The sequence below is a fragment of the Ruegeria sp. YKSE079 genome (genome assembly GCF_059612845.1).
In genome coordinates this window covers 68301-84471 of the sequence record NZ_JBXWRJ010000014.1, presented here as the reverse complement: position 1 = coordinate 84471, position 16171 = coordinate 68301, and the positions used below count along the sequence as shown (strand labels likewise).

Annotated in this window: 12 protein-coding genes; 8 read left to right on the top strand and 4 right to left on the bottom strand. The window is 59.7% G+C overall.

Going from position 1 to position 16171, the window contains the following annotated elements; translation table 11 throughout:
- The first annotated feature begins 109 nt into the window (after nt 1-109).
- The 6 genes from AC2FMY_RS14250 (at nt 110) to AC2FMY_RS14225 (ending at nt 8099) form a co-directional block, all read left to right on the top strand.
- On the top strand, nt 110-1126 hold the full coding sequence (locus AC2FMY_RS14250) for a nucleotidyltransferase family protein (RefSeq protein WP_241389327.1): 1017 nt from the start codon (nt 110-112) through the stop codon (nt 1124-1126).
- Between the two features lie 539 nt (nt 1127-1665).
- Nucleotides 1666-1872: a hypothetical protein gene (locus AC2FMY_RS14245; protein WP_007120662.1), complete on the top strand. Its 207-nt coding sequence runs from the start codon at nt 1666-1668 to the stop codon at nt 1870-1872.
- A 562-nt stretch (nt 1873-2434) separates the two neighbouring features.
- Nucleotides 2435-3028, top strand: a complete 594-nt coding sequence (locus AC2FMY_RS14240; protein ID WP_496807601.1) for a helix-turn-helix domain-containing protein — start codon at nt 2435-2437, stop codon at nt 3026-3028.
- Nucleotides 3015-5348, top strand: coding sequence for a relaxase/mobilization nuclease domain-containing protein (locus AC2FMY_RS14235; protein WP_496807600.1), 2334 nt, complete (start codon nt 3015-3017; stop codon nt 5346-5348). Before AC2FMY_RS14240 ends, AC2FMY_RS14235 begins: the two co-directional genes overlap by 14 nt.
- Before the next feature lie 8 nt (nt 5349-5356).
- On the top strand, nt 5357-7357 hold the full coding sequence (locus tag AC2FMY_RS14230) for a type IV secretory system conjugative DNA transfer family protein (RefSeq protein ID WP_496807623.1): 2001 nt from the start codon (nt 5357-5359) through the stop codon (nt 7355-7357).
- A 427-nt stretch (nt 7358-7784) separates the two neighbouring features.
- Nucleotides 7785-8099 (top strand): META domain-containing protein, encoded by a 315-nt coding sequence (locus tag AC2FMY_RS14225; RefSeq protein ID WP_496807599.1) that lies wholly within the window; start codon nt 7785-7787, stop codon nt 8097-8099.
- Between the two features lie 58 nt (nt 8100-8157).
- Here AC2FMY_RS14225 and AC2FMY_RS14220 read toward each other — a convergent pair whose 3' ends face one another.
- The gene (locus tag AC2FMY_RS14220) at nt 8158-9834 is read right to left on the bottom strand and encodes an alpha/beta hydrolase (RefSeq protein ID WP_496807598.1); all 1677 of its coding nucleotides are present in this window, start codon (nt 9832-9834) and stop codon (nt 8158-8160) included.
- 235 nt (nt 9835-10069) lie between these two features.
- On the opposite strand from AC2FMY_RS14220, the gene AC2FMY_RS14215 reads away from it, so the two are divergent.
- Entirely contained in the window at nt 10070-11119 is a 1050-nt protein-coding gene (locus AC2FMY_RS14215; protein ID WP_496807597.1) for an alpha/beta hydrolase, read from the top strand.
- 12 nt (nt 11120-11131) lie between these two features.
- Here the strand turns inward: AC2FMY_RS14215 and AC2FMY_RS14210 are convergent, their stop codons facing one another.
- From AC2FMY_RS14210 to AC2FMY_RS14200, 3 genes are all read right to left on the bottom strand, one after another.
- Nucleotides 11132-11347: a hypothetical protein gene (locus AC2FMY_RS14210; protein ID WP_496807596.1), complete on the bottom strand. Its 216-nt coding sequence runs from the start codon at nt 11345-11347 to the stop codon at nt 11132-11134.
- A 291-nt stretch (nt 11348-11638) separates the two neighbouring features.
- The gene (locus AC2FMY_RS14205) at nt 11639-13273 is read right to left on the bottom strand and encodes a M81 family metallopeptidase (RefSeq protein WP_496807595.1); all 1635 of its coding nucleotides are present in this window, start codon (nt 13271-13273) and stop codon (nt 11639-11641) included.
- Between the two features lie 71 nt (nt 13274-13344).
- Nucleotides 13345-14691 carry a metal-dependent hydrolase family protein gene (locus tag AC2FMY_RS14200; protein WP_496807594.1) on the bottom strand — a complete coding sequence of 449 codons (1347 nt, stop codon included), beginning with the start codon at nt 14689-14691 and terminating at the stop codon, nt 13345-13347.
- A 463-nt stretch (nt 14692-15154) separates the two neighbouring features.
- Here AC2FMY_RS14200 and AC2FMY_RS14195 point away from each other — a divergent pair, with 463 nt between their 5' ends.
- Nucleotides 15155-16126 (top strand): helix-turn-helix domain-containing protein, encoded by a 972-nt coding sequence (locus AC2FMY_RS14195; protein ID WP_496807593.1) that lies wholly within the window; start codon nt 15155-15157, stop codon nt 16124-16126.
- Nucleotides 16127-16171: the final 45 nt, after the last annotated feature.

The window sequence follows — 16171 nt, the reverse complement described above, 5'->3', positions numbered from 1 at the left end:
GCCCTTTCGTCGTTTCTTATGGGTGTGGACGTTCTCCAAATCACTTTGCCTAGCAATTTCCTGTTTTGATAGGTATATGTGTGCCAAGCAAAACTTGGAAATGATAGGCATGACCCCACTCAGCAGCATCGCGATGAGCGCCTATACCGACCTGGTGCGTCTTCTGAAGGACGACGCCTTGTCCGGTGTCGAAGGCAAGCCCACGCTCAAGGAGCGTGGGGATAAGGCCTATTGGTATGCCGCGCGCCGTGTCGGGACGGAGATGCGGTTCATCTATATCGGCGAAGACAGCGACGAGACGCGCGCGCGCATCGACCGGATCGAAGAGCTGCGCGCAACGGCCAAGGATCGGCAGGCGGAACGGTCGCGGCTTGTTCGGCTCTTGCGTGCGGAAGGCATGACGCCCATCGACCGGGCGACCGGTTCCATCCTGTCGGCCATGGCCGCAGCCGGAACCTTCCGTCTGGGTGGCACCATCGTCGGAACCAATGCATTTCGCCTCTATGAAGGCGAGCTTGGTATCCGTCTGCCAATTGGCGGTATGGCCAATACTGGCGACATCGACATCGCGCAGTTCGAGAAGCTCAGCGTTGCGTTGCAGGATCAGGTCGACCCGGGTCTTGCCGAGACGTTCTCAGCGCTCAAATTCGATCCTCTGCCAGCTCTTGACCAAGGTCGGACATGGCGATGGGCCCAGGGTGGCAGCGGCCAGTTGGTCGAGTTTCTCACACCGGCGTTCGGAGATGAGACCATCCGTGATCTGCCAGCATTGGGCGTGAACGCCCAAGGATTGAACTATCTCAACTTCCTGATCGCTGAGCCGATCCACGCGGCGGCGATCTATAGATCCGGCGTTCTGGTGCAGGTGCCCCGCCCGGAGCGTTATGCAGTCCACAAACTGATCATTGCCGACCGGCGCCGCGATGGGGCAGGGAGCCTGAAATCCGCGAAGGACCGCGAGCAGGCGGCTTTCCTTATCGAAGCGATGGCCGAGGACCGGCCCGATGATCTGGCTCGGGCCTATGCCACCGCAATGGAGGTTGGGCCGCGCTGGCGGGAACACATCGGCAACTCGCTGAAGCGAATGCCTGATACCAGGGGGATGCTCGACAGCTTGGGCGCGTGATGGCCATAACCGGGTCGCCTTCGGGCGGTCCTTTCGTCATATCTCATGGCGCGTGCGATCGGTCACACTTGATCTGCATCTCACGGCGTCCAGCACCGTCATCCCTCTACCCAGCCCGTCAGAGTTCGGCCCATCCGCATCGGTACGGGCTGGGGATGGTGCGCACCTAGCACATCGTCAGCAGCGCAAGACGCGAGGGGTCGAGACGTCGCACTTGAGGCTGAAGCCCTGCTCGACCCTCGGGTGGTGTCGCGGAACATCGCATCCACGCGGGCGGGCGTCATCAGCACCCCGGCCAGGTTCGGCAGGACGTGGACGCGGATGGTGGCGACTGCGTGATGGCACAGGTCAATCGGGTCCCTCCTTTTTGCTATGCATGTGGATCGCACGGGGTCGGCCCGTTCGTGCCCTCAGCTCACGCTTCGGCAAGCACAAATACGGCTTCCACGGCGGGGCCGCGGACCCTCCGCATTTGCGCTTGCGACCGGTCCTCTTGCCCCCGTGCTGGGTGATCCTCATCGCAATAAGGAGTAACCCAAATGACCAACCACTACGTCGCCACCGTTCCCGTCAAGTTCACCGATACCGATGGCCAGGAGCGCACCCGATTCCAACGCGTGGGCGCCATGTTCCGCAACACCCGCAACGGGGACGGCTCGGAGTTCTTCAGCCTCAAGCTCGACTTCCCGGTCGCGGTCTCGGAGCTGGTGATGTTCCCACCGAGCGCGAAAGATCCCCAGGACTAAATCCTCTGGCGAGGATGGGCCGCCCCAGGACGATCTTGGGGCGGCCCGATCCCTGTTCCAGGGATGCCGTGTCCGGCGGTCAGTTCGCCCGAAGTGACCTCCTCTTGGTGCCGGTCGCTGCGCGCGCAACGGACGATCGCCGCTCGGAATGATCCGGCCGCGACAGACCGGCCAGTCAGCCTCAAGGGGGCCATCCACAAAAACAGGCAGGCCAGGGCCTCCCGGTTTTTGCGGCAGAGATTTGGCGGAGCCAAATCTGGCCCTCCTTGACCCTGCCTGTCCGCCCTGTCGGTGGGGTTTGCGCCCGCCCGCGGTTCCGTCCGAACACGTGCGTGTTCGGCCAGACCCTCGGGCGGTGCTGGGGAAGGGGACCCATTGGACAGGTGGTCGCCCGATGGTGAGGGTGGCAGAGCCGCGTCCCTGCGGGCCGCGGCGCGAAGCGGACACCAAGGCTGACTAAGTCTGAATGCGACTTAAGTATATAATTGACAGTAGGGTATATTATCGTAAGGTGGGGTCAGCCTTGGTGGAAGGTGGCAGGAAATAGGAGGTCTTTCTTCGCATGTCGCGCTCAAAACGTCTCACAGGTGCGGACCGTATGGAGATCGTTCGCGAGGCTGCAGAAGGTGTGTCGACGTCTGAGCTTGCTGAACGGTTTGGCGTGTCGTCGCGAGCGATCCAGTACACGCTCAAAGCCGATGCCGAGCGCCAGGCCGATGCCGCCATCCCGGTCTCGGCGGTCAGTGTGAAGGTCACAGCTGCGGAGCTTATGGCGCTCGACGAGGTGTTGGCGAAGGCGGGGATCGAGAGCCGGGCCGAGGGGCTGCGGCGGCTGATCCAGGCGGCAGGCGGGGTGTTTGTGCCCGACGCGCAGATGGCGGCAGAGATGGCACGCTACAGGGGTTCTCTGCATGAGGTAGGCAACGGGGTTGCGCAGATCGCCAAGCAGATGACGCGGGCCAACCAGATGGGGCAGGGGGCTAATGGTGGCACGCGTGCGGAGTTCTCCGAATTGCGCCTCGCGCAGATGCGCGGACTGGCGCGGTTCATCCTCGACTCCGCTGACGAGATCGATCTGCTCCTGCGCCGCCGTCGCGACGCGATGCAGCTCGAGGCCACGGCCGCGCTGAGGGAGTTTGCGCATGCGGCTGAATGATGCTGTCGATGCCGTCACGGGCGAGGTTTTCCGGGACGGCTGGAGCCGGATCCGGGGCTCGATGCAGGGGCTGCATGTCGCCAAGCAGAGCCAGCTTGTGCGCGCGGCGGCAGGGTATCGGCCAGCCGTCTTCAAGGCGATCCGGGGCGGCGGTACGCATACCAAATCACAGCTCACAAACCAGCTCGAGTACCTCACCACCAAGTCCACCCATATCGTGGACAGCAGCGGGTTCTTCGATGGCAAGGTGAAGCTCGAAGCGAAGGACATCAAGGACCTCACCGAGCGTTTTGCCAAGCGGTGGGATGCGGGCTTCAAGCCCAAGCTTGGACAGACGACCCATATGCTCATGTCGTTCCCCATCGGCACGCGCGGGGAGGATGTGCGCGACATCGCGACGGATGTGGCCGAGCGGTTCTTCCAGACCGACGCGGGGCATTTCGACTACATTATCGCGGTGCATGAAGACCGCGATCACCCCCATGCGCATCTGGTGCTGAACCGCCGCTCGCAGGAAGGCGAGTTCTTCTTTCTGGGGCGCAACCACCGCTTCAACTATGACGACTTCCGCCTCGCCATGGTCGAGGAGGCGGAGAAGTACGGCGTGCGCCTGGAAGCCACGCGCCGGGTGGATCGCGGTGTCGTGCATTACCCCGCCACTACCCGCGAGGTCTATGCGGCGAAAGAAGAGGGCCGCGCGCCCCGCGAGCGCGAACGCGTGGGGGCCGACCTGACGCGTACGCTCGCGGAGATCGCCAATACCAGAACCGTCTACCACTCGCTTGCTGCAGAAGCTTCCCGGGAGGCCCGCGAGGATATTGCGGCGGCACTCTTCCGCGCGGGCGAGGTGCTGGCGCGCGGCGGACAGGTGGACCGAACAGGAGATGTGTATATGGCCGAGGATCAAAGCTTCGAGGATCTGAGAAGCCTCTATGCGGAGAAGCTCGCGCGGGTACAGGGCATGATCGCCGAGAAGTCCGATGCGGAGCGTCCCGTGCTGGAAAAGCGCCTCATCGAGATCCAGACGCAGGTCCAGCACATGCAGCCGCTCGGATTGCGTTCGAGCACGTTGTCAGAGGCGCCCTCGGAAGGCGGGATCTATTCTGAGGCCAATATCGACGCCAGCCGGCTGGACCGTCTGGCCGAGCCGGACTTGCGGTCGCGCATAGACACCGCCCTGCGCGGCACCGGGATCAGCACTTCGGAAGTGGTGGCCCGGATCGAGACCGGGGCTTCCAATGCAGCGCTTGAGCATCAATGGATTGCCGATGATCTCTCCAAGGTGGCCGAGGCGCGGGACCTGAACCTCGAACGCCGCGCCGACCTGGAACAGGCGCGTGACATCCTGAATGACGTGCATGTCGAGCTTGGCACGCTTCTGGAACGGGAGAACGTGCTGCGCCGGGATGGGGTCGTGGAGGAGAAAGCGGTCAGCGAGCGGTTCCACTATCACGGGGACGCTGTCCGGGCGATGGAAGGGACAATCCGTCAGGAGATGCGAGCAGACGGCCTGACAGCGCAGCAGATCGAGGACCGGGATTGGCAGGTCGTCTCGCGGGCGGAGCGCCGGATCGAGACGGAGCAGCGCGCGTATCTCGAGGCACACCCGGAGCTGCTCGCACGCCCCGGCGATGTGATCGACCGGTCTGAGCCCTACAGGGAGTCCATCACTGATGCAGCCCGCGCCAGCGAGATCACCCGCGAGGTCGACCGGATCATGGAGGGTCGCGATGTCCGCACCCAAGTTGCGGATGCTGTCGCGGATGACTTGCGCGCGCGCTATCCGGATATGCCCTCCCACCTCGCCCGCGGGCTCGGCGCGACCTATGCCGCTGTCGTCGAGATACGGGACACGGAGGCCATCAATCAGGTTCGCCGCGACAACGAGTTACGCGACGGGCTTGGAGTTGCCACGCGCGACGACCTCCTCGCGACCCGCGATGAAACTGCGCTGCGGACTGACCATACCGACCGCCTCGCTGACGAGATCGCGCGTGTCCTGGATCATGAACGGGCCGGAGAGCTGTCCGCGCCCTTCGAGACCGAGGCGGAGCGGGATGCATTCCGGAACGAGGTCGCGCGGGTGCTGGATGACCGTCAACTCGACCGGCTCACATCCGGCGATGCCGATGCGCTGGACAAGGTTCTCGAGGACCGTCTTGACCGGCTCTATGTCGCCAAGGTCTACCTGCAATCCGATGCCGCGACGGCCAACACGGAAGCCTTGCGCCAGGTGGTCGATGAACTCGCCGACGCCGAATACGAAAAACACCGCGCGACAGACGTGGATGGCGAGACCGAGCGGGGTCAGGTCCATTGAGCGCCGTCATGGGAAAAGCGCGGATCGCCACCGGTGTGCTTCTCGTTACGCTGGTGACTGCCGCCATGGGATACACCATCGCCTCGGCGGTACTGACCTATCAGGACCTTGGTTTCGGGGCGGAGATCGACTTCGCCTATATCGCGCAGAACTATCTGGCGATCCTGGACCGCCGACCGGAGGACGCGCAACTTATTCACTTGATCATCGGCAGCTTCGCCGCCGCCGGCATGATGCTGAGCCTCGCCCTCTCGGGCTCCGCCCTGACACGGTTTGGTCAGACCCATTGGCAGACCTCCCGCGAGATGAAGGCCAATGGCTTCTTCGGGGCGCCGGGGACCGGGTTCATCCTCGGCAAGCTCGGTAATCCAAAATCCCGCGCGAAATACATCTGCTCGAAAGTCTTCCCCCATGCGCTGATCGTAGCCCCCACGGGCCGAGGCAAAACCACGGGTTTTGTCATTCCGAACCTGCTGACCTGGCAGGGCTCCGCCGTCACCCTCGATGTGAAGGGCGAGTGTTTCGAGGCCACGGCCCGGCACCGCGCAGCCCAGGGCGACAAGGTCTATCGCTTTGCCCCCACCGATTGGGAGGGCAAGCGCACGCATCGCTACAACCCGCTCCTGCGCATCTCCGAACTGAAAGATCCAGCACGCCAGCAGATGGAATTGCAGCTTCTCGCGACGCTCTTCCTACAAAGCGACAATGACCGGGTGCAGGGCCTCCTGAAAGGCGGGATCGATCTCTTCGTGGCGGCGGGCCTGCTGGCCTTCCAGCGCAAGCGCCCGACCTTGGGCGAAATCTACCGCATCGCCGCGTCTGGCGGGAACAAGCAGAAGGAGTATTTCGCCCGCGGCCACGAGGTCGACAACAGGGCCGCCAAGCTGATCTTCACGCGGCTCGCTTCGACCAACAACGACACCCTGACCTCCTACGTTTCGCTCCTGATGACCTCGGGGCTCGATCAATGGCAAAACCCGGCCATCGACGAGGCGACGGCGGTGTCGGATTTTGATTTCCGGACGATCCGCAAGAAGCCCTTCTCGGTCTATCTCGTGGTCCAGCCACTGATGGTGAAACCCCTCGCGCCGTTGATCCGTCTCTTCTTCTCGGACCTTCTCTCCGCCATGCAGGAGAAGGACCCCGGGCCGGATGAGCCGTGGCCGGTGATGATCATGCTCGATGAGTTCAATCGTTTGGGCAAAATGCCCATCGTGGTCGAGAGCATCGAGACCCTGCGAACTTATCGCGGCCATTTGGCCGTGGTCACCCAAACCATCCCCGCTCTCGATGAAATCTACGGCGAAAACACCCGCCGTGCCCTGCAGGGCAACGCTGGCGTGAAGCTTTACCTGACGCCCGCGGATGAGAAGACCGTTGAGGAGCTGAGCAAGGCGGTCGGCAAGACCACGAAGACGGTCGTCACGCGGTCGCAATCCATCGGCAAGAACCCCTTCGAGGGCCGCAGCCAGTCCACACGGACCGAAGAAAGCTCCTTGTTGCCTGAAGACGAGGCGCGCCGCCTGCCGCTCGACGAGATTGTCATGGTGATCGATGCGCAAATGCCGGTCTGTGCAAAGCGGATCCAATATTTTGACGATCGGCTGTTCAAGGCAATCCACGCGGCACAGACGGGGGAGTTGCCGTTTCCGAAGCCGGGAGGAGGGGGATCGCAAGGCACGCTGCCGCTGAGTGTGCGCGCCATGCCGATGACGCCGCCGTCGGATGGGCGAGGGGGAACAGAAGCCGATGTGGAGAGGGCAAGCCAGGCTGGCGATGGTCAACCTTCAGGCCAAGCCGACGCCGCTCCAAAGAAGACCGCGCCTGTCGTTCAAGCCGTCATCGCCGAGGAACAGCGCCAGATGGAGATGGATTTTGGCAGCAGCGTCGTGGATTCTGAAGCTGCGAGCGTAGCTGATGAGGCGCAGATGCGCTCTGCAGTCGATGGCTTGGACGACATGGAAGCGATGCTGCGAGAGGAGGATGGTGAAAAGTTGATAGCTCGATAGGGTGGCGGGCATGGCTTGTTTGTAAGGCAGGGTGGAAAGTGAACTTTCTTTTCAGGCGCGAGCGGATAATGCCGTGAAATAGAAAGCCAACATCCGGATGACTCCAAATCGAGAGGGTATTCTGCACCGCCGCAGGTTGGCTTGCAGCCCAAACTACTGAAAGCTGCAATCTTCACCGTGCCTCCAATGCGAATAACTACCGCTGTGAAAAGAGACTGTTGAGCCAGTCCAGTGATGGATGGTGACGATTTTGACGGGATTTCAAGAACTTGCGGAGCGTCGTGTGCGAAATATGTTCATGTTTCGATCGCGTGATTTCGCGTCCCGTCGCGCTCTTTAGCAATCAACCGTCGTATGCGAGTTCCCTGACGATCATATGGTCAACATGCCAGTGAATTGATCTCGCCTTAGCGGTGTGGCTTAGGCCGTGACGGAGGTCTTCGGCGAAGCCTGGCCCAATGATGATCCGGCTACGCTCGTGATCGACGACGCGATGAATGTCTCAGCCTTTGAAGGGTGCAATCGGTTCCGGGGACAGTTGCAGCCATCCGGCCTCGGGCTTGCCTTTCCCGAGAACATGGCTGGGACCATTGTGGCCTGCCCCGATGAGATCGAGGCGCAGGAGCGGCGTTTCCTCGCCGCGCTCGCGCAGGTTTCGGATTATGTGCGCTTTGGTGCGGGCCTTGTGATGGAGGATTTCGACGGGCGCGGCGTCTTGCATTTCGTCGAGACCCCCGAGTGACAGGGTGGCCGTCGCGAAGCGTCGCGGGAGCCGGCCACCTGCGCCATGACGCTCCCGATCACCGCTGACCGGTGGCGCAACCGAGCTGGTAGCCGACGTTGCAATGCGCCTTGAGCCGCTGCGTATCTTCGGGGGTCCAATCCGAGGGCGCCGTGACCTGAACCCAAGGCCCTATATAATCCTGCGCGAAGTAGGCATGGCCGCGGCCGGGCGGCGCGCCGAAGGACAGGGCCATGTCGAGCGCCAGCTGGAACTGCGTCACGACGGGCATGAAGATGAAGTGCTCCGTCATGTCCTCGGCCGGCGGATCCCGCATCCACGGCGGCGCCCGCCAGAGCGACCGCGGGTCATAGAAGACGACCGGGTCGCTGGAATATTGCAGGAAGACGATGCGCATGTTTCCCCAGTCCGCCGCGGCCTCTGACGCATCCGCCGTGTGGGATGCATAGCGGACCAGCGACCCGTCCCCGATCTCGGGCATGACCCAGGCTGTGCCCGGATTGCGCTGGTTCTGCACATGGTTCCAGAAGGCAGAGGGAAAGGGCGGCCCGACCCAGAACGCGCCGTCGATGGGATCGTCGAGCAGTCGGAACATGTTCGTGGCATGCATCGACGACCATGCGCCAAGGCTCAGCCCGTGAACGTATAGACGGGGCCGCGCATCGACGGGCAACGTCTTCCAGTACCCATGCACCACGTCCTGAAGCGCGGTCGCCTGTTCCAGTCCCGTGCGTGTCTCTAGGATTAGCGCCAGCGGTGATTGCAGGTAGGAATACTGCGCGGCGACCGTGGCGATGTTCCCGCCATGCATGTATTCGACCGGATCGTGGGATCCCGGGTCCATCCAGCCGGTGCCGGTGGGGCTTGCCACGACCAGAACGTCGCGCTCGAACGCGCCTTGCCGGATCAGTTCGGCAAGCGCCAGTTCGGCCCGCGCCTCGGGCGTCTCGCCATTGGCGCGCCCGACATAGACGCGTATCGGATTAAGCGCGGGCCGACCGGTGAAGGCCGAGATATCCTCGGATGTTGGGCCGGAGGTGGTGAAGTCCCGCCCGGGCTTGCCCATGGATGCCCAATCGATCAGGGACTCTGCGCTGCCGGTCATGCGTGGGTCGCCGGGCGGCGGCGGGGCATTCTCGAAGAGCTCCTGCGCGGTTTCGTAGCTTTCGTCGAGGCCCGTCACGACCCCGTCGACGATGCCATCACGCGTGACTACGAACAGGATGAGCGCGACCGCGATGAATCCGAGCACATTGGCGCGCCGCGGTGGCATGACGTGATAGAACCTTGACCGGATCAGGCGGAACAGCGCGGCGACAACGCGTCCAAGCGCGAAAGCGACGACAAAGGTCGCAAAGGCGATCAGCAGGATCGTGGCGAGTTGAAGCGCATCCGCTTCTTCCATGCCCATCTTCCCGCGGATGTCGTTCTGCCACCGCAGGCTGGACCCAAGGACCCAGAGAAAGAACGCCACGAGCGGTAGCACGATCACCGTTGTCAGGACCTTTGCCGGCCGCCCGGACAACTGCGGAAGATCGGCCGCCCGCCAGAGCAGCGCAACGATCTGGCCGATCAGATAGCCGATCGCCATGACAAGTCCGCCGAGAATACCTTGCACAGCCGGTCCGCGCGGGATGAGCGACGGGGTCAGCGAGGCCGCGAAGAAGAGCAGCCCGAGAAGCAAGCACGGTACCGAGACCTTGCCGATGATCTTGGCTATTTGCCCGTTGTTCATTTTGCCTCTTTGACTTTGGGTTCGACGTCTCGGTTAAGACCTTGTCACGAGGCCGCCCGATGCGCAAAAGACTTGCGAAGCGACGCAATCATTTATTTTCCCACTGCTGCATTCGAGAATGCCAGTGTGGTGCACCGCCTGTGCGAGAGCCTGTACCTTCATGGTGAAAGTGCATGGTGCAAACGCCAAGGTCCTTTTTCGGCAAGCGCGGCTGAGATACATATCGGGGATGAAAATGTGCGCACCATCCTTCGCCCGCCTGATGGCCGTCTTGCTCTGCCTCGGCGCTTTGTCATGCGCCTTCCCCGTGCCGTCGGCGGCCCAGTCGGAGATCCAGACCTTGGAATTCCCCTATTTCACAATACGCAACAGGACAGGATCGGATGATCCCGCTGGCTTTTACGGAGGAGAGCGCAGCGATCTGAAAGCGGGTGCATGCCGCGTCGAAGAGCTCGGCCTTGGCGTTCTGGCGCCCCTTGCCGAAATGGCTCCGAATTTCTTGCGCGAGGAGCTCCTCCGCGTTCAGACGGTGGAGGAAGCGGACCCGAGCGCCATCCTGGATCGGCTAGAAGGGACGGCCGGCGCACGTGGTCCGGCGCTCTATGTCCACGGATACTATATCAGCTTCGAGAAAGGCTGCCGCCGCGCTGCATTGCTGCAGCAGAACGCCGACCTTGTGGGGCGGTTCCTGTGGTTCAGCTGGCCTTCGGACGGTGCTCCGGCCTACTACACCCATGACGAAGCCGATCTTTACTGGAGCCTGCCGGACATTGCGGACACGATCATAGAGTTGGAGCGGCGCTTCGGCGCCGGGAACGTGGATGTCATCGGGCACAGCCTTGGTGCTCGGGGTGTCGTTCTGGCGCTGGCCGAAGTTGCCAATCGGCATCCCGACATCCGGCTCGGAAATGTTGTGCTGCTGGCGCCGGATATGGATTTCGGGATCTTCGAGCGAATTTTACCCCGGGTGCGTCCCATCGCGGAGAGCATGACAGTCTACGCGACGAGCGGGGACAGACCGCTGGCGCTATCCGCGCAATTGCATGGCTACCCGCGGCTTGGGGAGACGGGAAACGATGTTTCCCGACTTGCAGGCGTCGAGGTGATCGACCTCAGCGACCTTCCCAGCGAGGGTCCAACAGGTCATCTCGATCACATCTACAGCCGAGCCGTCGGCGAGGATCTGCGCCGCCTATTGCATGCGGGAGAACGCGCCGACGCGCGGCAAGGCCTCGTCGCGCAGGGTGAAAACCTTTGGCGCCTTCGACCTGCGACGAATGAATAGCCGCGCAGCAGGTCAGTGTATGACGTATTTGACAATCGACAGCAGCAAGTCGATCCCGCCCCCGAAAGGGGCCCCGAAGATCGCTGGGAATTCGCTGTGGTCCAGAACCCAACCCATTCTGGCACCGGGGACTGGCAGCAAGATCAAGCACGAGATCTGAGACAGCGCAACAGCCGCTTCGGCTCCTGTCTGATCCTGCCAGGCGGCCAGAGAAAGGGCAGAAGGCAACCGAGGAAATCGAGGCTCTGGTTCAACAACGGGTCCTGCATTCGTCCGAGGCCAGAGCGACTCAACCGTGTATGGTGTCCCGTTCGGTGCGGAACATGTGTGACGGGCGGTGTCATGAACCCGCGCGACCCGAGGCGCCCCACGAGTTCTTCGCCAAGATGACCTATTGGCTTTTTCCACTCTGTGGATTGAAGTGTGAAGGCACCCGGAGGAGTTCTCACCGAAGACATCGATGAGAATCCCTCGCAAGAGTAGTGCACGCCTTTTTAAGCGTGCTCTTGCAGATTTTTCCTAATTCGCAACAGTAAACGTTGTGTTCTTGTCGAGAGGGTAGATGGGTTCCGTCAACTGCGTGTGCTCGAAAAGAGTGATATCGCGACTGGTGGCTCCGGGAACATCAACGATCAGCACCTTGTCGGTGAAGTTTTCATAGAACGCTCGGAAGTGGTTTCCGCTTTTGACACCTATAACGTCATATTCTTGGATAGCGATACCATGCGGCCTCGCTTGTGAATCGTCATAGGTCTGGACCAGACCGGATATGACGATGACATCCACTGTATCCGAGATGACCAGCCTGACTGAGGGACCAAAGTTGTAAGGGATACCATAAGCGGTCCCCCCACGAACGAACTCGTAGCCATCCGAAATTGACTTGACATAGGCTTTGGTTTTAATCGGTTCGCCCGCTATTGGCTCAAACTTGCCCCCGAGGTTCACATCGATTGTCGCTCCGACACCGGCAGCGACTGCGGCCTGTGCGGTTTCCGGATCGTGTATGGAAATGAAGGCGACTTTACCCAAGCCTTCTGTTTCCAAAAGGGCGCGCAGCAGGTGCGTCCCCGAGCCGCCCGCCCCACCACCTGGATTATCCGCAGCGTCCCCAATCACAATCGGGGTATGTTCGATGATATCACCCTTCGTCGGCTGCTGACGCTCATAGCGGCCGTCTCTGTCGAGCATGGCTAGTACAGTGCTCATCGTTGAGTCCAAGTCATTCAGTGGATAAAAGGCCTTATCCTTGTGATCCCAAATCCACTGGGACAATTCGTCCACCAGATCTTGTGCCAACTCGGCGTTGTTTTCGGTGGTGACCATCGGGTACACGCCGATAAAATCGGTGTCCTGGTACGGGAAACCATGCATTACAGAGCAATTGAGAACACCGGGACGGTTTTCGATCTCAATACACTTTTCCTTGAGCTGATTTCCAAAAATGCCTTCCTCTTCGGTGTTACTGAGCGGAATCATCAGCGGCACTTTGCGATAGGCCGGGGTGGGATCCGACTCCCCTGCCAGGATCGCAGCCGCACGATACATCGCATCACGTGCAGCTTCATTCATATCCAGATGAGGATATTTTTTGCAGGCACTGAAGAAATTCATATTGTCCTTCATTTTGTCCGTGATCTTGCCATGCAAGTCGCCAGACCAGACAATCATCGTGTCCTTTCCCACAAGTTCCCGGACAGACTCCGCCAGATCTCCTTCAAGATCGGGTGTTTTATCCACAACGCCTGCACCGTGTAGAGCGAGATAAACGATGTCCAATGGCATCTGTGCTTTGAGCGTGTCGAGCATTTCTTTTTTCGCATCGCTCCAGAATTGTGCATTCACCAAACCAAAGCTCGAATCCGGTCCGTATATGAGACCTGGGAGCAACTCCCAGCCGTTTTCCTCGCACACATCTACTGCACCGCCCAAGGCTGTTCCTCTGAGTGCCTTGATTTCATCACCCCGAAAGATACGCATATTGTCCAGCGTAGTTTCACCCATGCCTTCGGTGAGATAAGTGTTGGTTTCATGGAAAAAACCGACACAACAGACACGTAATTTTCCGCTTTTTTTCGTTGACCCAAGCGAAGGTGACGATACTGCGGCAATAGCGGCAGAGGCCGCCAGAGTATTGAATGTTCTACGTTTCATGTTTCGTCCTGTTCTCCCAGAATCCTCAAAAAATGCTGCAGGCATTTTGGCTAAACGCCTGCAGAAAACGGTCAATCGATGGTATTCTTGTAGATCACGCCGTCCTTCATAATAAGGACGAAGTTCTTCCGCGGATCGGCAACCAGGTCGATATTTTCGAGCGGATTTCCTTCTACTAGAATCAAGTCAGCCAATGCGCCCGCCTTCACTACCCCTAGCTCCCCCGGATAGGGGTCGCGTGGACCGGACAGCTTTAATAACTGAGCATTGTCGTGTGTTGCCATTTTCAGCACTTCAAAGGGCGTGAACCAGCGCTTCATCTTGGCCAATAACTTGCCTTGTTTTTCCGCAAGTCCCGCATCGAAAAGCACGTCTGTACCCCAGGCGATTTTTGCGCCGTGTTTCTTGGCATATCCGTAAACGATGTCTGTGCCCGCAGTCACAGTTACAAATTTTTCCCTATTGAGCGAGCCCTCAGGAAAGGGAATGGCATCCTCATCATCGAGAATGGGTTGCATGCTGAGCCATGCACCTTTTTCAGCCAAGAGTTTGATTACGTCTTCACCCAACAGGTGTCCATGTTCAATGCTCTTCACACCTGCTTCCAAGGCCTGTTTGACGGCCGTGTCCGTAAAGGCATGTACCGCGATGTAGGTATTCCAGGTGTTGGCGACCTCCACGAGGGCGCTCATTTCAGCAAACGTGTATTGGGTTACATCTAATGGGTCGAAGTCTGATGACACCCCGCCGCCGGCCATCACTTTGAGCTGGGACGCGCCCTGGCGCAAGATTTCTCGCGACCGCTTAATTACCTCGGGCACCCCGTCCGCTATTATCCCTATACCTGCTTGCTGAAGATAATCCAGAGGTTGCCCAGGGTTCTCGGGCACAGCCAAAGGTGCACGATAGTCCCCATGACCCGAAGTCTGGGAAATCACCGCCCCGGAAGGGTAGATGCGTGGTCCGTTTATAAGCCCTTCATCAGTCGCCTTCTTGATTGAAAAGACATTTCCACCAATATCGCGAACAGTGGTAAACCCTCTCATTAAGGCGCCCTCGTTCGCTATAGCCCCTTTAAAACTCATGTAGGCCAGATCATTTGTCATCAACTCAGCCACAGAAAGCGTCGCAAACAACGAGTGCCAATGGGCGTCGATCAGCCCTGGCATCAGCGTGCGGCCGCCTCCGTCGATGACCGTGCCACCCGCGATCGCCAACGGTTCGGTCGACACTGCGGTAATCAGGTTATCCGTGACCACGACATTGGCGTTCATGATCAGGGCTTCATTGACGCCGTCAAAGACGTTCACATTAGTGAACAGGATCGGCCCATCGGCCTCCTGAGCCGCCGCCGGCAGGGCGACGCTCATGGCGACGGCAAGCGTCGCGGCCAAGGTCTTTAGATTTAGTTTCCTCATCGGACTTCTCCTGTTGTCGATGCAGCGCGTTCGGTGGAGAGTTCGATCTGCGCTGTGCGGGATCGACCCTCCACCGAATTCGTGGCTCTTACTTAGCCGGTTTGTCGAACACTCACTCGGAGAGGTCGAATTCGTCAACCGCCCTGTCGGACCGAATGAAGATCCGGTGGATGAATCGCACGTAGTTGAGTTCGCCAGAATGTTCTGCGCTTCATAAGCTTTACTCAATCTCGAGCAGGGCGACGGCACGCGTCGCGGTCAAGTGCTTCGGGTTTCAGTTTTGCATTCTCGACCGTACCTCTGTGGAGTCGATTCGAGCCTGGAAATGAGGGTCAGATCCTACTCTGGTGGTAAGGTGGGCCCAGAATCGAGGGTCAAATCCTACGCTGCCGGCGGCTACGAGTTCACTTAGGAGTTGACTGCGTTAGGTCTTGCGAGGCGCAAGCGGGGAGGGAGAGGTGTTATGAATGTCGGCCAACCGAAGCACTTGTCGCGCTTTCCCGCGAAGACAGACCTGACGCATCAAGAATTCTGGCGCGGCTTGCCCACCCTTCAAGCCGAATCGGCGCTACTCGGGCCGGGACGCCTGGAGTACAAGATGCTGCAAGTCACTGGACGGGATCTGCTCATCTTTCGTAGCAAGGTCACGCCGAAAATGACCAGCACCATCGTGCCTCACCCGGATTGGATGGTCTTGATGGCACCAGTAGACTGGCTCGGCGGCTATGTTTTCAATGGTCAAGTAGCAAGACCGTTCGATGTTTTTGTTTCTGGCGGTCCTGACGGCTATTCCACCACTGGCGAAAAAAGACACAATTTGGCATTGGGTGTGCGAAAATCTAGACTCAAGGATGCATGTGCCAATTTGAGTGGTCGCTATATCGAAGATGTCGCCCTCGACGATCAACAGATAGCCCTTGGTGCGGCTGTGGGCACAAGGTTTCACAGGCGGATTCTGGAGACGATAGCAGCGTCACTGGAAAAGCCTCTGGGCTCCGGTAAGTTTGCACTCGACGCTGTCGCTGAAAATGATCTGTTTTCTGAGATTGCAAACCTCGTCATGGCAGAGACAATCGAACAAAATTCTGTATCTAGTATTAATCTTGACCCGGTACGAGTTGTCAGGCGCGCAGAAGAACTGTTTGAAGACCGCACGACCAATCCACCAAGCATAGCTGACCTTTGCAAGGCGGCTAACGTCGGAACAACAACATTGCACTTGTGTTTCAATGAAGTTTACGGCGTTTCGCCAATTGCGTACTTGCAAGCGAAGAGAATTACCCAAGCGCGCTGTATATTCCTTGCGGCGGAAAGGGTACCACCTTCGGTCAAAGATGTTGCCCTGTCGCTTGGCTTCACCCACAGCGGTCGTTTTGCCAAACGATATCGCTACTTTTTTGGGGAATACCCCTCAGAGACCCTCAACAAGCGATGAATTTGCCGGAATCTCAGATTTGCCTTCTTTAAGACTTAGCCTTAA